Source organism: Paraburkholderia sp. EG287B (assembly GCF_040965595.1).
Taxonomy (GTDB): Bacteria; Pseudomonadota; Gammaproteobacteria; order Burkholderiales; family Burkholderiaceae; genus Paraburkholderia.
Genome location: NZ_JBFRCG010000012.1, coordinates 280,118 through 297,880 on the forward strand (window position 1 = coordinate 280,118; position 17,763 = coordinate 297,880).

At 62.3% G+C, this 17,763-nt stretch carries 13 protein-coding genes; 6 read left to right on the top strand and 7 right to left on the bottom strand.

Annotation, left to right across the window (positions count from 1 at the left end; all coding sequences use genetic code 11):
- Nucleotides 1–12: 12 nt before the first annotated feature.
- The 5 genes from AB4Y40_RS23510 to AB4Y40_RS23530 are packed head-to-tail and all read right to left on the bottom strand — an operon-like array spanning nt 13 to nt 5,177.
- On the bottom strand, nt 13–612 hold the full coding sequence (locus tag AB4Y40_RS23510; RefSeq protein ID WP_368689810.1) for a lactate utilization protein C: 600 nt from the start codon (nt 610–612) through the stop codon (nt 13–15).
- Nucleotides 609–1,982: a lactate utilization protein B gene (locus tag AB4Y40_RS23515; protein WP_254317433.1), complete on the bottom strand. Its 1,374-nt coding sequence runs from the start codon at nt 1,980–1,982 to the stop codon at nt 609–611. The genes AB4Y40_RS23510 and AB4Y40_RS23515 overlap by 4 nt, the downstream gene beginning before the upstream one ends.
- Complete coding sequence (locus AB4Y40_RS23520) at nt 1,979–2,722, bottom strand: (Fe-S)-binding protein (protein ID WP_368689811.1); 744 nt, start codon at nt 2,720–2,722, stop codon at nt 1,979–1,981. The genes AB4Y40_RS23515 and AB4Y40_RS23520 overlap by 4 nt, the downstream gene beginning before the upstream one ends.
- 30 nt (nt 2,723–2,752) lie before the next feature.
- Nucleotides 2,753–3,742 (bottom strand): cytochrome d ubiquinol oxidase subunit II, encoded by a 990-nt coding sequence (cydB, locus tag AB4Y40_RS23525; RefSeq protein ID WP_368689812.1) that lies wholly within the window; start codon nt 3,740–3,742, stop codon nt 2,753–2,755.
- A gap of 13 nt (nt 3,743–3,755) precedes the next feature.
- Nucleotides 3,756–5,177, bottom strand: coding sequence for a cytochrome ubiquinol oxidase subunit I (locus tag AB4Y40_RS23530; RefSeq protein ID WP_368689813.1), 1,422 nt, complete (start codon nt 5,175–5,177; stop codon nt 3,756–3,758).
- A 343-nt stretch (nt 5,178–5,520) separates the two neighbouring features.
- On the opposite strand from AB4Y40_RS23530, the gene AB4Y40_RS23535 reads away from it, so the two are divergent.
- A complete protein-coding gene (locus tag AB4Y40_RS23535) occupies nt 5,521–5,760 on the top strand; it encodes a hypothetical protein (protein ID WP_368689814.1) in 240 nt (79 codons plus the stop codon).
- A gap of 61 nt (nt 5,761–5,821) precedes the next feature.
- Here AB4Y40_RS23535 and AB4Y40_RS23540 read toward each other — a convergent pair whose 3' ends face one another.
- Nucleotides 5,822–8,362: a DUF3772 domain-containing protein gene (locus AB4Y40_RS23540; protein WP_368689815.1), complete on the bottom strand. Its 2,541-nt coding sequence runs from the start codon at nt 8,360–8,362 to the stop codon at nt 5,822–5,824.
- Between the two features lie 531 nt (nt 8,363–8,893).
- Between AB4Y40_RS23540 and AB4Y40_RS23545 the strand changes: the two genes are divergently transcribed.
- Nucleotides 8,894–9,076, top strand: coding sequence for a hypothetical protein (locus AB4Y40_RS23545; RefSeq protein ID WP_368689816.1), 183 nt, complete (start codon nt 8,894–8,896; stop codon nt 9,074–9,076).
- A 106-nt stretch (nt 9,077–9,182) separates the two neighbouring features.
- Here AB4Y40_RS23545 and AB4Y40_RS23550 read toward each other — a convergent pair whose 3' ends face one another.
- A complete protein-coding gene (locus AB4Y40_RS23550; protein WP_368689817.1) occupies nt 9,183–9,953 on the bottom strand; it encodes a TetR/AcrR family transcriptional regulator in 771 nt (256 codons plus the stop codon).
- 514 nt (nt 9,954–10,467) lie between these two features.
- Here AB4Y40_RS23550 and AB4Y40_RS23555 point away from each other — a divergent pair.
- The 4 genes from AB4Y40_RS23555 (at nt 10,468) to AB4Y40_RS23570 (ending at nt 17,757) form a co-directional block, all read left to right on the top strand.
- Entirely contained in the window at nt 10,468–11,556 is a 1,089-nt protein-coding gene (locus AB4Y40_RS23555; RefSeq protein ID WP_368689869.1) for an efflux RND transporter periplasmic adaptor subunit, read from the top strand.
- Nucleotides 11,553–14,720 (top strand): efflux RND transporter permease subunit, encoded by a 3,168-nt coding sequence (locus AB4Y40_RS23560; RefSeq protein ID WP_368689818.1) that lies wholly within the window; start codon nt 11,553–11,555, stop codon nt 14,718–14,720. The genes AB4Y40_RS23555 and AB4Y40_RS23560 overlap by 4 nt, the downstream gene beginning before the upstream one ends.
- A gap of 2 nt (nt 14,721–14,722) precedes the next feature.
- A complete protein-coding gene (locus AB4Y40_RS23565; protein ID WP_368689819.1) occupies nt 14,723–16,198 on the top strand; it encodes an efflux transporter outer membrane subunit in 1,476 nt (491 codons plus the stop codon).
- Between the two features lie 173 nt (nt 16,199–16,371).
- Nucleotides 16,372–17,757 (top strand): paraquat-inducible protein A, encoded by a 1,386-nt coding sequence (locus AB4Y40_RS23570; RefSeq protein WP_368689870.1) that lies wholly within the window; start codon nt 16,372–16,374, stop codon nt 17,755–17,757.
- The last annotated feature ends 6 nt before the right edge of the window (nt 17,758–17,763 follow it).

Here is a 17,763-nt window from a genome sequence, read left to right on the forward strand (position 1 = left end):
TTGTGGGTCCGGTTATCGTGCCGCGTTCGTGCGAGGCACGGGGATCACGGTCAGCGACCGGATGCCCTGCGCCCCGCGGATCAGCACGCCCTCGATATCCGCCGTCGCGGACGGGCCACTCATGAGGCACGCGTAGCGCGCCTCGAAGAACTCCCGGCGGTGATAGGCGTGATGGAGGTTGTCGACGATATCGGACGGATCGACGAGCGCCACGAGATGCTGCGAGAGATAGCCGAGCGCATTGACGCGATACTCATGCTCGCTCAGCCAGATCGAGCCAGTCTCCGCGACCGCGAAGGCGGGACGGACGATGCCCACGTCCACATCTTCGAGATCGTGTGGACGCTCGACGTCCCCGATTCGGCGGGTGCCCTCGACTTCGGGCACGGCCGAGCAGACCACGCGCGCCTGCGGGAAGCGCGAACGGATCAGGGCTTCGAGATCGCCGTCGGAAGGCGCGTCGCACCACGTGCCGCCAAGGCGCGCGAGCGACTTCTTGAACGTCTCGAGCGTGGGCGGCAGATGCTGGTCGAACAACGGCACTTCCGGCAGCGGACGCGGCGCGGGCGCCACTTCGCGAAGACGGGAGAGAATCAGGTCACGGCTGCTCATTTCTTGTTCCTCTTCAGGTACCAGTCACGGAAGGTTTCGGTCGGCGCTTCGGGCACCTCGCGTTGCTTGCCCCATTCGTTGAGCGGGTTGTAAAGAACGACGCGCGGCAGCGTGGAAACGGCCTTGTTGGCGGTTTTGACGGCGGCGCGGTAAAGCTTCGGATGCGACAGCACCTGGCCCGCGACCTTCATCGCTTCCTGCTTGACGAATGGGAGCTCGTGCTTTTCGGCGATGATCTGCCGCCACTTGTAGATCTGTTCGTGAATGTTGATCTTCACAGGACAGACGTTGGTGCAGCTGCCGTTCATGGTGGAGGCGAATGGCAGCGAGCTGTACTTCTTGAGGTCGTAAGTCGGGTTGATGATGGCGCCGATCGGACCGGAGTACACGCCGCCGTAGCTCAAGCCGCTGCTGCGCCGATACACCGGGCAGGTGTTCATGCACGCGCCGCAGCGGATGCACTTGAGCGAGTACCAGAAGTCGTCCATCGCAAGGCGTTCGGAACGGCCGTTGTCGACCAGCACGAAGTGCATCTCGCCGCCCTCGCGCGGCCCACGGAAATGCGAGGTGTACTGGGTGATCGGCGAGCCGAGCGCGTTGCGCGACAGCATCCGGATAAAGAGGCCCAGGTGCTCCAGCTTCGGAATGAGCTTCTCGATACCGATGGAGGCGATATGCAGCGACGGCACGTTCGCGCTCAGGTCGGCGTTGCCCTCGTTCGTGCAGACCGTGATGCCGCCGGTTTCGGCCACGGCGAAATTGCAGCCGGTCATGCCGGCGTCCGCGTTCAGGAAGAGCGGGCGTGTGGCGTTGCGCTGGGCTTCGGCGAGCTTCGGAATGTCGGTTTCGTTCGGGTCCGTGCCGAGCTTGTCGGCGAAGATCTTTGCGACGTCCGTCGCGAGCTTGTGGACGGCCGGTACGACGATGTGCGAAGGCATTTCGTCGTCGAGCTGCTGGATCTGCTCTCCGAGGTCGGTTTCCACGACGGTGATGCCGCGCTCCTCGAGATACGGGCGCATCTCGCACTCTTCGGTCAGCATCGATTTGCTCTTCACGAGAACCCGGGCGTTGCGGCCGCTCAGGATCTCGTACACGATGCGATTGTGCTCCTCGGCATCCTTCGCCCAGTGAACCGTCACGCCATTGGCGGTGGCGTTGCGCTCGAACTGCTCGAGGTAGTCGGGCAGATGCGTGAGCGTGTGCTCCTTGATCGCCGAGGCGAGCGAACGCATTTCCTCCCACTCGGGAATACCGTGGACTTCGATGTCGCGGGCACTGCGCAAGCCCCACAGGCGCTTGTCGTGGAATTCGATGTGCTTTTCGTCCGCGATGAACTTCTTCGAAAAACCCACATGATCGACGCGTTTCATGCTCGTGCTCCATTCAGGATCTGGGCGATATGGATGAACTTCAGGCCAAGTCCGAGGCGGTCCGCGCAACCCTTCTGGTGCATCAGGCACGAGGAGTCGGCCGAAACGATGTACTCGGCGCCGTTGCGCTTGTGATCGCGCACCTTGTCTCCGCCCATGCGGGCCGACACGGGCGCCTCCGAGACGCAGAACGTGCCGCCGAAACCGCAGCATTCGTCAGGCCGGTCCGGCTTGATGAACTCGATGCCTTTTACGCCCTTGAGGAGCGTCATCGGCTTGGAGAAGACAGGCCCCGCGATTTCCGACATGCTCGCCGTCTTCAGGCTGCGCAGCGTGCCGCAGCTGTTGTGCAGCCCCACCTTGTGCGGAAACTCGGCCCATGGGAATTCGCGCACGTGCAGGACGTCGTGGATGAACTCGACGAGTTCGTAGCTGTTGCGGCGCACCTTCTGCGCGTCGCTGGTCTGGTCCGCTGCCGTGAGATGGTCGCGGACGTGGTGCACGCAGCTGCCGCTCGGCGAGACGATGTAGTCGTAGCCGGTGAAGTTCCGCACGAAGAGGTTTTGGGTGGCGGCGGCCTGTTTTTCGCAGCCGCTATTGCCCATGGGCTGACCGCAGCAGGTCTGGTCGAGTGGATAGTCGACGTCGCAGCCGAGGCGCTCGAGCAGCTCGAGCGTGGCGATGCCGACATCGGGGAAAAACGAGTCGATGAAGCACGGAATGAACAGGGCGACCTTCATGGCAGCAGTTCCTCAAACAAGATAGTCGATTCAGTGATAGACATGGTCGCTGGATACGCGGCCGCGGAAAACGGCGTACGCCACGTACGTATAGGCGACGATGATCGGGAGAACGAAGAGTCCGCCTCCCCAGAACATGAACGTCTGGCTGGAAGCCGGTGCGGCTGCCTGCTCGATCGTGAGATCGAACGGGACGACATACGGCAGGTAGGACGCTGCGAGCGTCACGAGGAGCAGCGCGCAACTGAGCGCCGCAAGGACGAAGGGCGTGCGTCCCTCACCGCGGCGCGCGGCGAGCGGCAGGCCGATCAGCGTCGCAAGGGTCAGCAACGGCAGAACGAAAAGCGCCGGGTGAAGCTGCCAGCGCGCTTCGATCACGTGATGGTCGAAGAGCGTGGCGGCGAACATCGCCGCGAGAACAAGGACCGTTACCGGCGTCAGACGGGAGAGAGCCGAGCAGCCAAACTGGCGCAGATCGTTCTCGCCCTTGAGGACCAGCCAGCCGGCGCCGAGGAGGCCATAGCAGAGCACTGCGCCGAGACCGCACCACAGCGGAAATGCAGTGGCCCACTCGAAGCCGTTACCGGCGTAGTGCATGTTCTCGACTGGCACGCCCTTGGCGTAGGCGCCGAGCGCGACGCCCTGCGCGAACGCGGCGAGCAGCGAGCCTGCGAACAGCAGCAGATTCCACACCCAGCGCGAGCCGTGCGCCTTGTGGCGGAATTCGATCGCGACACCGCGCATGATCAGGCCGGCCAGCATGGCCGAGAGCGGCGCGTAGAGCGCCGGGAGCGCGATCGAATAGATCGCCGGGAACGCCCCGAACATTATGGTGCCCGCGATCACGAGCCAGGTCCCGTTGCCGTCCCAGACGGGCGAGATGGAGGCGACCATCTGGTCGCGCCGCGCGGTGCTTGCGGCGAAGCCGCTGAGAATGCCGACGCCGAGGTCGAAGCCGTCGAGCACGATATAGGCGGCGAGTGCGAAGGCGAGTTCGACCAGCCAGATCCAGTCAAGCATGATTTTCTCCCGATTAGTGGTTGGACGACGAGATGCGCGACGAGGCGTGCACGGCGCTCGTCTGCAAGCGCGGCTCGTAGGTCTGCGGAATGACGTGCCCGTTCCAGACGGTGAGCACCTTGCCGCTGAAAACACCGCCGCGAATGATGCGCAGGATGTAGTAGACGCCGAAGCAGAAGATGAAGCCGTAGACGGCCACGTACATGATCAGCGACGCGAGGGCGAAGTGAGCCGAGAGTCCGGGCGTCATCGCGTCTGCGGTGCGCAGCACACCCCAGACGGTCCAGGGTTGACGACCGACTTCAGCGGTGAACCAGCCGGTGAGGACTGCGGCGAAGCCAAGCGGGAAGCTGAGGGCGACTGGCCACAGGAGCCATTTGCGTTCCTCCAGCTTGCCGCGCCGTGCCACATAGGTGCCGATCCAGGCAAGGGCCAGCATCAGCATCCCGCAGCCCGCCATGATCCGGAATGCGAAGAAGGGAACGAGGATCGGTGGCCGATTGGCGAGGGGGAAGTCCTTGAGGCCGACTTCGCGCGAATCGAGTGTGCTGGAGGCAATGAGACTGCCCAGCACCGGGATCTTCCATTCGTAGCGGTTGCGTTCGGCATTGACGTCGGGTACCGCGAAGATCACTTCGGCAGCCGGCTGTTCGTCGACCCAGCGGCCTTCGACGGCCGCGAACTTCACGGGCTGGTAATCATGGATATAGTCGCCTGTGAGGTGACCGAAGAGGATCTGCAGCGGCACGAGCACGGCGGCAAGGCCAAGTGCCATGCGGAACATGACAGTGGCCTCCACGCGGCTCGTGTCCTTGAGCAGGTACCACGCGCCGACGGCCGCGACGCAGAACGCCGTGGTCAGATAGGCCGCGAGCAGCATATGGGGAAAGCGAACCCAGACGACGCTGTTGAAGACGATGGCGGCCCAGTCGGTGGGCACATAGACACCGTTCTGCACGATATAGCCCACCGGATGCTGCATCCACGAGTTGTTGACGAGGATCCAGAACGCCGAGAGCGTGGTTCCCAGTGCCACGAGCATGCATGACATCAGATAGAACCACGGCTTGACGCGGTTACGTCCGAACAGCATCACACCAAAAAAAGTGGCCTCGAGTGCGAACGCCGTCAAGGATTCATAGGTCAGGAGAGGGCCCTGAATCGGGCCGCTTGCGCGCGACAACTCGCTCCAGTTGGTGCCGAACTGGAACGCCATGACGATGCCGGACACGACGCCCATGCCGAACGCGACGCCGAAGATTTTTAACCAGAAGTCGAACACGCGCCGGTAGACAGGGTTGCCGGTCGCGAGGCGCATGGCCTCGAGCACGGACAGCCAGGCGGCGAGGCCAATGGTGAAGGACGGAAAGATGATGTGAAAAGAAACCGTCGCGGCGAACTGTATCCGCGATAGCAGGAGTGCAGAGGCTTCCACGTGCTTGCTCCAGTCAAGTGGGTGTTGACTGGAGTTTGGGTCTCGCGTATTGCTGGCCGGTTGCGATCCGGCGCTCGTGCATTACATCCGTAACTGCTCGTGTAGCAAAGCCAGGATAGTCGTCGCGTTCACCGTGGCGCGGAGGCGAATCGCGCACGCGCACCCCTTCACGGCGTCTGAGCGACGGGTTAGATGGCGCAAGGGCAGGGCGCAGGTTACAGACGTAACCTAGCCCTCGGCCTTTGCAACGTTTGCGAAACGACGCGCACCCATCATTCACGGGCACTGACCGACGAAACCGTTCGAAACCGTCGGCAGGTCATACTGAGTATCCGGATTGGACATGGAACGCGAAGGGAAAACTCCAAAGCCACGCGCCAGCGCCGCGCCGCGTCTGCGGCGCGCATTAAGTCTGCACGAAATCGCCGTACTGCTGCTGCTCGCCTCTGCGCCTGTCGAGGCAACGGTCTGCACGCCAGATTATTTCGCGCTTCAGAACGCGGGGCTGGTGGATGTCGTGGATGCCCGCTTTGCGCTGACCGACTCGGGCAGGGCGCTACTCCATCTGCTCGAACGCGCCTGAATCGTTTCCCCGGGCTCGGGTTTCGTTTCTTGACAGATTGAAGCCAAGGGTGGCTGCGTAGCTATACCTCAACGCTGCCTGCTGTATTCCGGGCGTTCGCCGATACGCTGGTGGTGCCGGCTAACGAAAAACTGCTACGCGGTGGTCCGTTCGAAGCGGCCCCGTGCCCATCGGGGGCGCAAACGAGCGGTCCGTGGACCAAAACCGTTCGTGGATTCGACAACGGGATGTCCGCGGCACGCAGCCGCTTCAGGATGGCGAACAGAAGTTCACTTCTGGTGTCGGCAACGATCCTGGGACTCCTGACGTGCCCCGTGACCGTGAGTGTAATGCCATCGGGCGTCAACTGACTGAACATCACGGACGGCAACGGATGCTCCAGAACCGAAGGCTGATCCCTGTAGGCGTCGAGAAGAATCTCGCGGACCCGCTCCGGGTCGACATCCAACGCGAATGTGAGCACCAGGGAGGTGACGCCTTGTGTGGTGTTTCCCATCGTGACGTTGCGCACATTCTGCGATATGAGCTGTGAGTTCGGCACAATCACGGTTGACTTGTCTGCAAGCTGGATCTGGGTGGCGCGTACACTAATGCGTCGTATGTCGCCCTCGATGCCGGCGATACTGATCATATCGCCCACCTTCACCGGCCGCTCCGCGAGCAAGATGAGTCCGGAGATAAAGTTTTTCACGATCTCCTGCAGGCCGAAACCGATTCCCACCGACAATGCACTCACTATCCATGCAAGGTTGTGCCATCTGACACCTAGCACGGACAAGGTCTGCAGTACGACGAGTACGTAACCAATGTTCGCAAACAACGTCAGCAGGGACGTGCGCATGCCAGGACTCATTTCTGTCTTCGGCAACAACTCCCTGTCGAACCATTTGCGCACGGACCGCACAACGTACAGACCAACGCCGGATGTGAGTATGGCGCTGAGGATATGAGCGGGGACGATATTGAGCGCACGCAGCCAGTCCCCGCCTAGCACCTCGAAAATGCTGTCGATGAGATCGGCGGGCGTAGTTCCCAGACCACCTGTGAGCAGCGCAACGACCGCAGCGACGATGAGCGCGCTTCGGCAGACTCCGGAAAGGACCGTCGCAATCTGGGCGAGATGGGCATTTTCGAGACCAAACAGATGCTTGATCGTATTGCCGCTTGAATGCGCCGGCGAAAAGACGCTTTCGCATAGATCACGCGTAAGCATCACAAGAAAATAGAGACTGCACAGGACGATGTCGAACCACACGAGTTCATAGGTCAGGAAACGCGCAACGGAAACGTACCCGCAGAGCAATGCGGCCAGGGCCCCCACGACGACAACGCAGACGGCAGCATGAATCAAGCCCGCAATTGTCGACCGTCCGTCAGGCGAATTTCCGACCGCAGCGAGTGCGGTGCGTACCCGGTTCGCGTGCAGCAATGAAGTACCGATGGTCAACGCGACGATCAACGCGACTAGACCGCGAGTGAAAATCGTGAGTTGAAGGCTGGTATCGACGGCCCTGTTGACTTGCTCTATCGCTCCTGAAAACAGCAGGAGCGCGGCCAAAGTCCGTGGAAAAGATCTGAGCGCGTGCGCAACGGGATCGGCGATGGCAGGTAGGCGCCAGGTTGGATGCCTGGTGCACAGAAACGCCCTGCCAAGCGCGACGACCAACGCACAATTGACGATGTGTTTGACAAGTTCGTCAGTGAAAGTCTGAAGCGCGGGCGACAAACTTTGTTGACTGGTTATGGCCAGGCCAGCGAGGTGTACCGCCACCATCGTGGCTGCCAGCGTCGCAAACACGGTCGATATCGCGAAAGCGCTGCGCCGCAGCCGTCCTTCTGGCAGACGCCGAAGGCAAACCGATCCTGCCGTTCGCTCAAGAACGCGAACACCAACTGTTGCGCACGCCAACGCGATCAGTAAAAGCAACGTGATCGTGATGTGGCGTCCCGGCTGCCACATCGATTGCATCTGCTTTTCGACCTGCTCGCCAAACGCTCGCAGACTTTGATAGTCAGCCGCATCCGGGTGGACGACGGGCGCCCAGAACGCAGCGCTCAGAATGCTGCCGGTGCGAAGCGCCAGTTGGTCTTTCAGATGTTCGTGAAGCAATCGTGCAATCTGTGCGTCGACGTTGACCAGATTACCTTTGATGCCTTCCGCCTGCCTGACTTGCGCATCAAGCCGCGCTTTCTGCGTCGTGAGTGCGTTGCGATGCTGGGTGACGGCGGGTGTTTCTGAACTTGCGCCGGCAACGGGCGCAGCTCCGAGCACATCGAGCTGCGCATGCGTCCTTTCGAGCTCGGGCTCCAACGAGGTTGCGACCAGTCTGTCGACGTCGTCGACGATACGCCGGCTCAGCGAGTCCAGTTCGATCAGTTCGGCATCACCGGTTGCCGTCGATGCGCGTTGCCTGATCGCGTCTTCCTTGGCCTGAAGCGCATTGAGTGCTTCCGCCGCGTCGGAACCGACGCCAGCGATGGGCACAAAATAGCCACTGTCGGGCGCGAGAGGCGGGGTGCCAGCCGCGCATGCAAAGGCCGGAACCAGGCCAGACAATGCAAGGACGATGAGGCGGAAAGTGACCAGAAGTACTTGTCGCATAGCTTGGGCATGGGAAGAGACGCGCAGAACGTCTTTGCATGCCAGATGGGGCAGCAGGCGCCATCCATCAATGTGCCCACGCCGTAATGGAACAGACGTTAGCAGTCCGACGTCGTAAATGACGAGTGTATCATAAATGATGAAAGTGCGTGAGAATGTGCGGCCGTTGCCGCGTCCGGTCGCGGCTCGAGGTCGCGTCAGGGCGGTCTACGGAAAACACAACTGCGAGCTTTGCCCGTTATGATCCGGCCAGTTCGTGGCCCTTCGTCGATACGATATGAGAAACAGGGTGGGGGACGCCCGGGCATACCCTGCGTCTGGTTTGTAGCACGTTTGACACATCACCATGCGCCTCGCCGCATTGTGCGCTACGCCGAATTTATCCGGCGGGCGGGGCGGGCTTTGCTCGCGCGTTGGCGAGATGGAAACAAACAATTGCGAGCGTCGATTCAACGTCTGCGGCGCATATACTTCCCGTCATCACCTCGTCCATCAGGTGTCGGATTCACATTGTCATGAGAAGGAGTACTCATGGAAAAGCAATACATCGCTGCAATTGGTGAAGCAAAACCAGAAAGCGCTCACCAGATCGTACAGGACGCGCTTCGAAGTGCTGCTACGGCGTCCACGTCGAACGGCGCCATTGACCTGCTTGGCGAGGCGCTGCTGGAACTGGAGCGCCTGCTTGCACTGAATGGCGCGCGGGTGCACTGAACTCGATCGGATCACGTGGCCGCAAAAGATGCAATATTCGAATGTGAGGCATTAGCTTTCCTAAAGCATTGTTGAAGCGTTAGAGGCGATATTTGCGTGCCTGGCGTCATGCCGCCGATTCGCTTGAAACGCTTGCCGCTTGAGGGGGCGCAGGGAAGGGGCGATGAGCAATCCTTTCGGCTTCGGTGCGTTTGAGGCCGAACGCCTGCAACACAATGGCCGCCGTACTGTCGGCGAACTTTTCGTGCCTGGATCGAAGGGTCTTTCGTGCGCGAACCGCCCGCTTTGAAGATCCAGAGAGGTGAAGCTCAGCAGCTATTGCAGCGACGACAGTACCGATCACGGAAAACACGCACATCAGTTCGTCCGCGACCATGAAGCGTCGTTCCGAAATCCCTCTCTTCGTGTCCCGCAGTAGCCGCTGACCCAGCCCCCTGCTCAGTACCCGCGTGGATAGCCCTTCGCGTATCAGTAATTGCCCCCAAACCGGCTCCCGGTAGGCCCGCAAAAGCGTGTGACGTACCGACACAGCGATCGCTTCGGCCGGGTCGGACAACCCGGTTGCGAGACGATCAAGCGTAGTCGCGAATTCCTCGAATGACCATTCGACGAGCGCGGCGAAGATCCCTTCCTTTGAATCGAAGTGGTTATAGAAGGACCCAAATCCCACGTCGGCGGCGTTCGTAATCTCGGTGATCGTGACGCTTTCCATTCCCTTTTCCGTCGCCAGCGCAAACGCGGCATCGAGCAAACGAAGCCGCGTTTCAAGCTTACGTCGGGCCACGCGCGGCGATCGCGTCGCGGTGGACTCGCGACCGGCAACGGGCGCCTTCGCCAGTTGCCGACGACTCGTGCGGGAAATCGGGACGTTGGGCATGTCAACTCCTGGAACCATATATTGTCAGATTTTAGATGCAAATGTCATGGTTGACAAGAGCATCAGTATTGGGTTTAATCTCATCCGTGCGACGGTGGAAGCGGAAAACAGGCGGGACCCACGGGAATCGGAAGCGTCTCCGAGACGCTGGTAGGTACCTGGTGCCAAAGTCCGCGGGCGCCACGCAGAAAAGCGCACATGCATTAGCGAATGCGCCTATCAGATGGTGCCGATCCGCTTCGAGACACGTCTGGCGATCAGCTGCGATGGCCTGTAAACAAAGGTCGGGCCGCCGGTCCAGGGGTTCGTCGAAGAGGATCCGTTCCGCATCAATGGCTTCGTTTTCGCGCTACGGGCAACGCGCGCTTCTTGCAGGCGCGACTAGCCATCGGCGCAGATGACTTTTCTATCTGTATTCATCACCTGCCTTGTGAACATCGTGAAACAACCCGGTCTTGTCGCGCTGAAACGAGTGCGCTCCCTCCTACCTTCCTTCGTTCCATCGACGCACAAGTTGACTGTCGTCGTTGCGGCGTGCAGCGCCATCGCTCTTTGTGCATGCCACCAGACTGATGCAGTCGTCCCGGAGGCCAAGCCCGTCGTTGCGCTTGCGGTTCATCCGGATGGGCACGCTGAGAGCAACTCGCTGCCGGCACAGGTCCAGGCGCGTTATTCGACGCCTCTGTCGTTCCGGGTGGGCGGCAAGGTCATCGAGCGGCGAGTGCATATCGGCGATACGGTCAAGGCGGGACAGGTGGTTGCGTTGCTTGACCCGACGGATTTGCAGAACAACCTCGTCAATGCGCGCGCCCAGCTCGACGCCGCCGAGCATCGCCTCGTTTTTGCAAAGCAGCAGCTCGACCGCGATCAGGCTCAGGCGCGTGCGAACCTGATTGCTCCCGCGCAACTGGAGCAGACCGAGGATGCCTACGCTTCGGCGCTTGCGCAGCGCACTTCCGCGCTCGCCCAGATGGCGCTCGCAACGGATCATCTGCGCTACGCGACGCTGACCGCGGACCACGACGGCGTCATCACTTCCGAGGATGTGGATACCGGCCAGAACGTCCAGGCAACCCAGGCTGTGTATCACCTCGACTGGACGGGCGACGTCGATGTCGCTTGTGACGCGCCTGAAAGAACGCTGAACGCTCTCGCCGTCGGCAGCAACGCGCGCGTCACCTTGCCCGCGCTGCCCGGCAAGACTTTCGAAGCGCGGGTGCGCGAGGTTTCGGCAGCGGCCGATCCGCAAAGCCGCACGTGGCGTGTGAAGCTCACGCTGACCGCACCGAGTCCCGAGGTCCGTCTTGGCATGACCGCGAATGTGGCATTCAGCGTAGCGGACGATGCCGGCCAGGTCTTCACTCTGCCGGTGACGGCGCTCTTCCACAAGGGTGAGAATCCGGCCGTGTGGGTGGTGCGTAAAGGCAGCGACACGCTCGAGTTGCGCCCGGTCACGATCGAGCGGTACGACGAACGCACCGTCTCCTTCAGTTCGGGACTGCACGATGGCGACCGCGTCGTCCTGCAGGGCGTGCATGCCGTGAGTTCCGGGCAGCATGTGCAAGTGGTGCCTCCGCTGCATTCAGAGGACGCTTCGGTATGAACGCGCGCGACCACGAACACGCGCTCGACAGCGCGCCGGCGAACGCTTCTGGCGAGCAAAGCGCTAGCGGTACGGGCTTTAACCTCTCTGCATGGGCGCTGCGGCACCAGCAGCTCGTGATTTTTCTGATCGGGCTGGCCACGCTTTTTGGGGTGATCGGCTATACCCATCTTGCGCAATCGGAAGACCCGCCGTTCACGTTCCGGACGATGGTCATCAAGACGTACTGGCCGGGCGCGACCGCCCGCGAAGTGCAGGATCAGATCACGGACCGGATTGGCCGTCAGCTGCAGGCGGCGCCGTACGTCGACAACATCAAGAGCTACTCGCGCCCCGGCGAGTCGATGATCTTCTTCGCGATGAAGGACTCGGCGCCTGTCAAGGAGGTGCCCGAGACCTGGTACCAGGTCCGCAAGAAGGTGGGCGATATCGCGGCGACGCTGCCGAGGGGAACGGCCGGACCCTTCTTCAACGATGAGTTCGGTGACGTCTACACAAACATCTACGCGCTCGAAGGCGATGGCTTTACGCCTGCGCAACTGCATGACTATGCGGATCAGCTGCGCACGGTTCTGCTGCGCGTGCCGGGCGTCGCGAAGGTCGATTACTTCGGTGACCCTGATCAGCATATCTTTGTCGAGATATCGAACGCGCAACTCACGCGTCTGTCGATCACGCCGCAGCAACTCGCTCATGCAATCGACGCGCAGAACACCGTCGCACCCGTCGGCACCATTACGACGGCGGACGACCGCGTATTCGTGCGGCCGAGCGGCGCGTTCAAGAACGAACAGGCGCTCGCGGACACGCTGATCACCGTCAACAACCGCTCGTTCCGTCTTGGCGATATTGCAACCATCAAGCGCGGTTATGACGATCCGCCCGTAACGCAGATGCGCGTTGGCAGCCACGCTGTGCTCGGCATCGGTGTAACGATGCAAAAGGGGGGCGACGTCATTGACCTCGGCAAGGCACTCGACGCGAAGACTGCGGAATTGCAGGCGTCGCTGCCGGCCGGCGTGAAGCTCGAGCCGGTCTCGAGCATGCCACACGCGGTCAAGCACTCTGTAGACGACTTCGTCGAGGCGGTTGGCGAAGCGGTGGCGATCGTGCTGGTTGTCAGCCTCGTTTCGCTCGGCCTGCGCACGGGCATGGTCGTCGTCATTACGATTCCGATTGTGCTGGCCGTGACGGCGCTGTGCATGCATCTATTCGGAATCGGGCTCGACAAGGTTTCGCTCGGCACGCTCGTGCTCGCGCTCGGGCTGCTCGTCGACGATGCAATCATCGCCGTCGAAATGATGGCCGTGAAGCTGGAGCAGGGCTGGAGCCGTATGCGCGCGGCGGCCTTTGCCTACACTAGCACCGCATTCCCGATGCTGACGGGCACACTCGTCACGGTCTCGGGCTTCCTGCCGATCGCGCTCGCGAAATCGAGCACGGGTGAATACACACGCTCGATCTTCGAGGTATCGGCCATTGCGCTCGTCGTTTCGTGGTTCGCTGCAGTCGTGCTGGTGCCGTTGCTGGGCTTCCATCTGCTTCCGGAGAGCAAGGCTCATGCGAGCGGTGGCCATGAACATGATGTCTACAACACGGGCTTTTACCGGCGTCTGTCGGGCTGGGTCGCGGCGTGTATCGACCGACGCTGGATCGTGCTCGGGGTCACCGTCGTGCTCTTCGTCATTGCGATGGCGGCATTCACGCGCGTGCCGCAGCAGTTCTTCCCGAACTCCGAGCGGCCCGAACTGCTGGTCGACCTCAGGCTGCCGGAAGGCGCTTCGTTCGAGGCGACGTTACGTGAATCAAAGCGCCTCGAGAAGGTCCTCGATGGCAAGCCCGGGATCGACCATTTCGTCGACTACGTCGGCACGGGCGCGCCGCGCTTTTACCTGCCGCTCGACCAGCAGCTGCAGCAGCCCAACTTCGCGCAGTTCGTGATCACGGCCAAAGACGTCGAAACACGCGAGGAACTGATGCACTGGCTCGACGCGAAACTGGAGCAGGACTTTTCCGGTGTTCGCACACGTGTGGCACGCCTCGAAAACGGTCCGCCCGTGGGTTTCCCGATCCAGTTCCGCGTGAGCGGTGACGATATCGCGACTGTGCGATCGGTCGCGGAAACGGTCGCAGAGAAGGTCCGTGCAGACTCGCGCACGCGCAACGTCCAGTTCGACTGGGACGAACCGGCAGAACGTTCAATCTCGTTCGAGATCGACCAGAACCGCGCGCGCCAGCTTGGCGTCACGTCAGAGGACGTTTCGAGCTTCCTCGCCATGACGCTGTCGGGCTACACCGTGACGCAGTACCGCGAGCGCGACAAGCTGATCAACGTCGATCTGCGTGCGCCGAAGAGCGAGCGCGTCGACCCCGCAAAGCTCACGAGCCTTGCGATTTCGACACCGAACGGTCCGGTTCCGCTCGGCTCGCTCGGACGTGTGCGCGACACGCTCGAGTACGGCGTGATCTGGGAGCGTGACCGCCAGCCGACCATCACCGTGCAGGCCGACGTGCGCGGCGACGCGCAGGGGATCGACGTAACGCGCGACATCGAGCACGCACTTACGGCCGTGCGGGCGAAGCTGCCTGTCGGATACCGGATCGAGGTGGGCGGGGCAGTGGAAGAGAGCGTGAAAGGCCAGAGGTCGATCAACGCGGAAATGCCGCTGATGATTATCGCGGTACTGACGCTGCTGATGATCCAGCTGAAAAACTTTGCGCGCACCTTCATCGTCGTGCTTACCGCACCGCTGGGTCTGATCGGCGTGGTGACTGCGCTGTTGCTGTTTGGCAAACCGTTTGGCTTCGTCGCGTTGCTCGGTGTGATCGCGATGTTCGGGATCATCATGCGCAACTCCGTCATTCTGGTGGACCAGATCGATCAGGACATCGCGGCGGGGCACGCGCGCTTTGACGCCATTATCGGCGCAACGGTGCGGCGTTTCAGGCCGATCATGCTGACTGCCGCCGCCGCCGTGCTCGCGCTGATTCCGCTGCTGCGCTCCGGCTTCTTCGGGCCTATGGCGACCGCGCTGATGGGCGGCATCACCACCGCCACGGTGCTGACGGTGTTTTTCCTGCCCGCGCTCTACGCGACGTGCTTCAGGGTCCGTCGTGACGAGCGCGGCACCCACGAGGTCGTCGTCGAGCATACGGAGGGTTGATCATGAGTTTTACATATAAGGCATCCGTGCTCGCTGCTGCGGCGGCGCTCGCCATGACGGCGTGCTCGTTCGGGCCCAGCGGCGAGCCACCGGCCATGCCGTCTCCCGAGCATTACGGTGCCGAGACGCAGCCTGCGAAGACGGTGGCAGCGGGTGGCGTTGCGCAAACCTTCGATGTCGGCGCCACGCCTGGGCCGCAATGGTGGCAGCTCTACCACTGCGCCGCGCTGGACGCGCTTGTGGACGAAGGACTGCGCAACAGCCCGACGCTCGCGGCAACGCAGCGTACGCTCGCCGCGGCGCACGAGCAATTGCGCGCGCAGATCGGCTCATCGACGCTGCCGTCGATCGACGGAACCGCGCAGGTCCAGCGCGCCCGTTCACCGGTGGCGCCCCAGCTTGGCCTGCCCGAGCAGGTGCAATACAACTTCTTTGCCGGGCAGTTGCAAGCGCATTACACGTTCGACCTGTTCGGCCAGACGCGCTATGCGAATTCCGCGAGCGCGGCCCGCGTGAATGTGCAGGCATTCGAACTAGAAGCGTCGCGCCGTGCGCTCGCTGCAAACATCGTGGCTGCCACGATCAATGTGGCAGCACTCGATCGGGAGATCGCGCTCACCGAGCGGCTCGTCGCCGTGTCGGACGATGCGGCGAACGAAGACGCGCAGCGCTACGCGCTCGGCTCGGTCTCGCGAGCCCAGGCGTTCGAGTCGAAACAGGATGCGGCCTCCATCGCGGCGACGTTGCCCGCACTGCGTCAGCAACGCGCGACTGCGGTTCATGCACTCGCGGTGCTGATCGGCCGTACACCGGACAACGCCCCGAGCGTGCCGGATCTGGACAGCCTGTCGTTGCCAGAGCACGTGCCCGTCGCCGTGCCTTCGGACCTGTTGCGCTCGCGCCCGGACATCCAGGCTGCCGACGCCGCCGTCAAGGCGGCCGCCGCCGATGTGGGCGAGGCAACGGCGCAACTTTTCCCGAGCCTGTCGCTGACGGGCGCAATGGGTCGCGGCGGTTTCAGCTGGCCGGCAGTGGTTTCGGGCGCGGGCGGCCTTTGGGCTATCGGCGCGAGCCTCTCGCAGCCGATCTTCCATGGCGGCGCGCTGTTCGCGCAGCGCCGCGCGTCGATCGATACTTACGACGCCACCGTGCTGCATTACAAGTCCACTGTGCTTTCGGCGTTCCAGGACGTAGCGAATTCACTCGCCGCGCTGGATAACGACGCACAGGCCCTCGCGTCGAGCGAAGTCGCCGCTGACGCCGCGCGGACGGCATTCGAGGACACGGCGTCGCGCCACCGCCTGGGCTCGCTGCCTTCGGCGGCAACGCACGCGAGCGAGTCGCGGTATCTGAACGCAGAGATCGGCGCAGTGCGCGCGGCGGGCCAGCGCATGAGCGATACAGCTGCACTGTTCCAGGCGATGGGGGAGCTGCCCTCGGCTCAGCGGACTCAGCAGACGACCGCATCAACGCATTGACCCAGGCGTTCGTGCAACGCGAGGGCGATCCGCCAGGACCGCCCTCGCCGTTCAGCAGTGGCTCGAGCCACGCGATGGCCGTTGGACACATCAATTGACGGGCTGCCGCGCCGGCCGCGTGATTCGGCCGTTGCGCCAGTATGAATGCCACCGGATTTCCGCTTTATTTCCGTATGGAATATCAGAGACTAATTGCCTGCCACGAATGCGATCTGCTGTTTCGCAGGCCTTCCAGTGTCAAAGGGCGCCGCGCAGCCTGTTCGCGCTGCGGTGCGGGCATGACAGCGCTACCGGGCAGCGGATGGCCGCTTGACTGGATTTGCGCTGTGACGCTCGCCGCATTGATCGTTTTTGGCATCGCGCAGAGTTTCCCTGTGATCGAGCTACGCGCGAACGGCATGACATCCGAGGCGACGTTGTTTGGCGCCGTGCGCTCCCTTTGGTCCGGCAACATGCGCGTCGTCGCGATCATGGTGTTCTGCTCGGCGGTACTCTTCCCGTTGATCGAACTGCTCTCATTGCTATATGTGCTGGTGCCGCTCCGGCTAGGCAAACTGCCACCCCGGTTCAACGCGATGGTGCGTCTCGTGCAGCTCGTTCGACCATGGGGCATGGTCGAGGTGTTCATGCTCGGGGTGCTGGTGACGATCGTGAAAATGGTCAGCATCGCGGAAGTGATCCCGGGACCGGGATTGTTCGCAACGGGCGCGCTGACTGTCATGCTGGGCGTTGTTGCTTCATTCGACCCGAGCAGGCTCTGGGCGGTCCGTGACGAAATCAGGTGTGCTCGAATCGCGGACGTTCGCTGGTCGAGAGTCAGTGCAGGGCGAGGGCGTTTCACGCGGCCATCGGGGGCGCGCAAAACCGGCTCATCGCCCGCCATTACGGCACGGCGCGCCGGCCTCGTCGGCTGTCACGCATGCGGGCTCGTTCAGACGCGTATCGATCGGGAAGCCCACCAGCGCTGCTCCCGATGCCAGCATGTGCTGCACGAACGCAGGCCGGACAGCCTGACGCGAACGGCCAGTCTGCTTCTTGCCGCCGCGTTTGCCTATATTCCGGCGAACCTGCTGCCGATCATGCACGCCTCATCCGTGGGTGGTTCGGAGGACGACACGATCCTTGGCGGCGTCGCGTATTTCTGGACTTCGGGAGACTGGCCCCTTGCTGTCGTCGTTTTTGTCGCCAGCGTTCTCGTGCCGGTTCTCAAGCTCGTTGTTCTCACGCTTCTCACGGTAGCCGCTTCTCACGGTTCGGGATGGCGCGCTCGTGAAAGAGCCATCCTGTACCGGCTCGTCGAGCGCATTGGCCGATGGTCGATGCTCGACGTCTTCGTCGTTGCACTGACGGTCACACTGGTTCATTTCGGCTCGCTTGCCGTCATCACTGCGGGACCGGCCGCTCTCGCTTTCGGAGCGGTTGTGATCCTGACCATGCTCGCATCGCATCAATTCGATCCGCGGCTCAACTGGGACAACGTGGACGCGGGGCAGCGTGACGCTCCAACTGCGAACGATGAAGTTCCTCGTGCTTGTCTCCCCACCAACCGCATATCCTGAAACAGA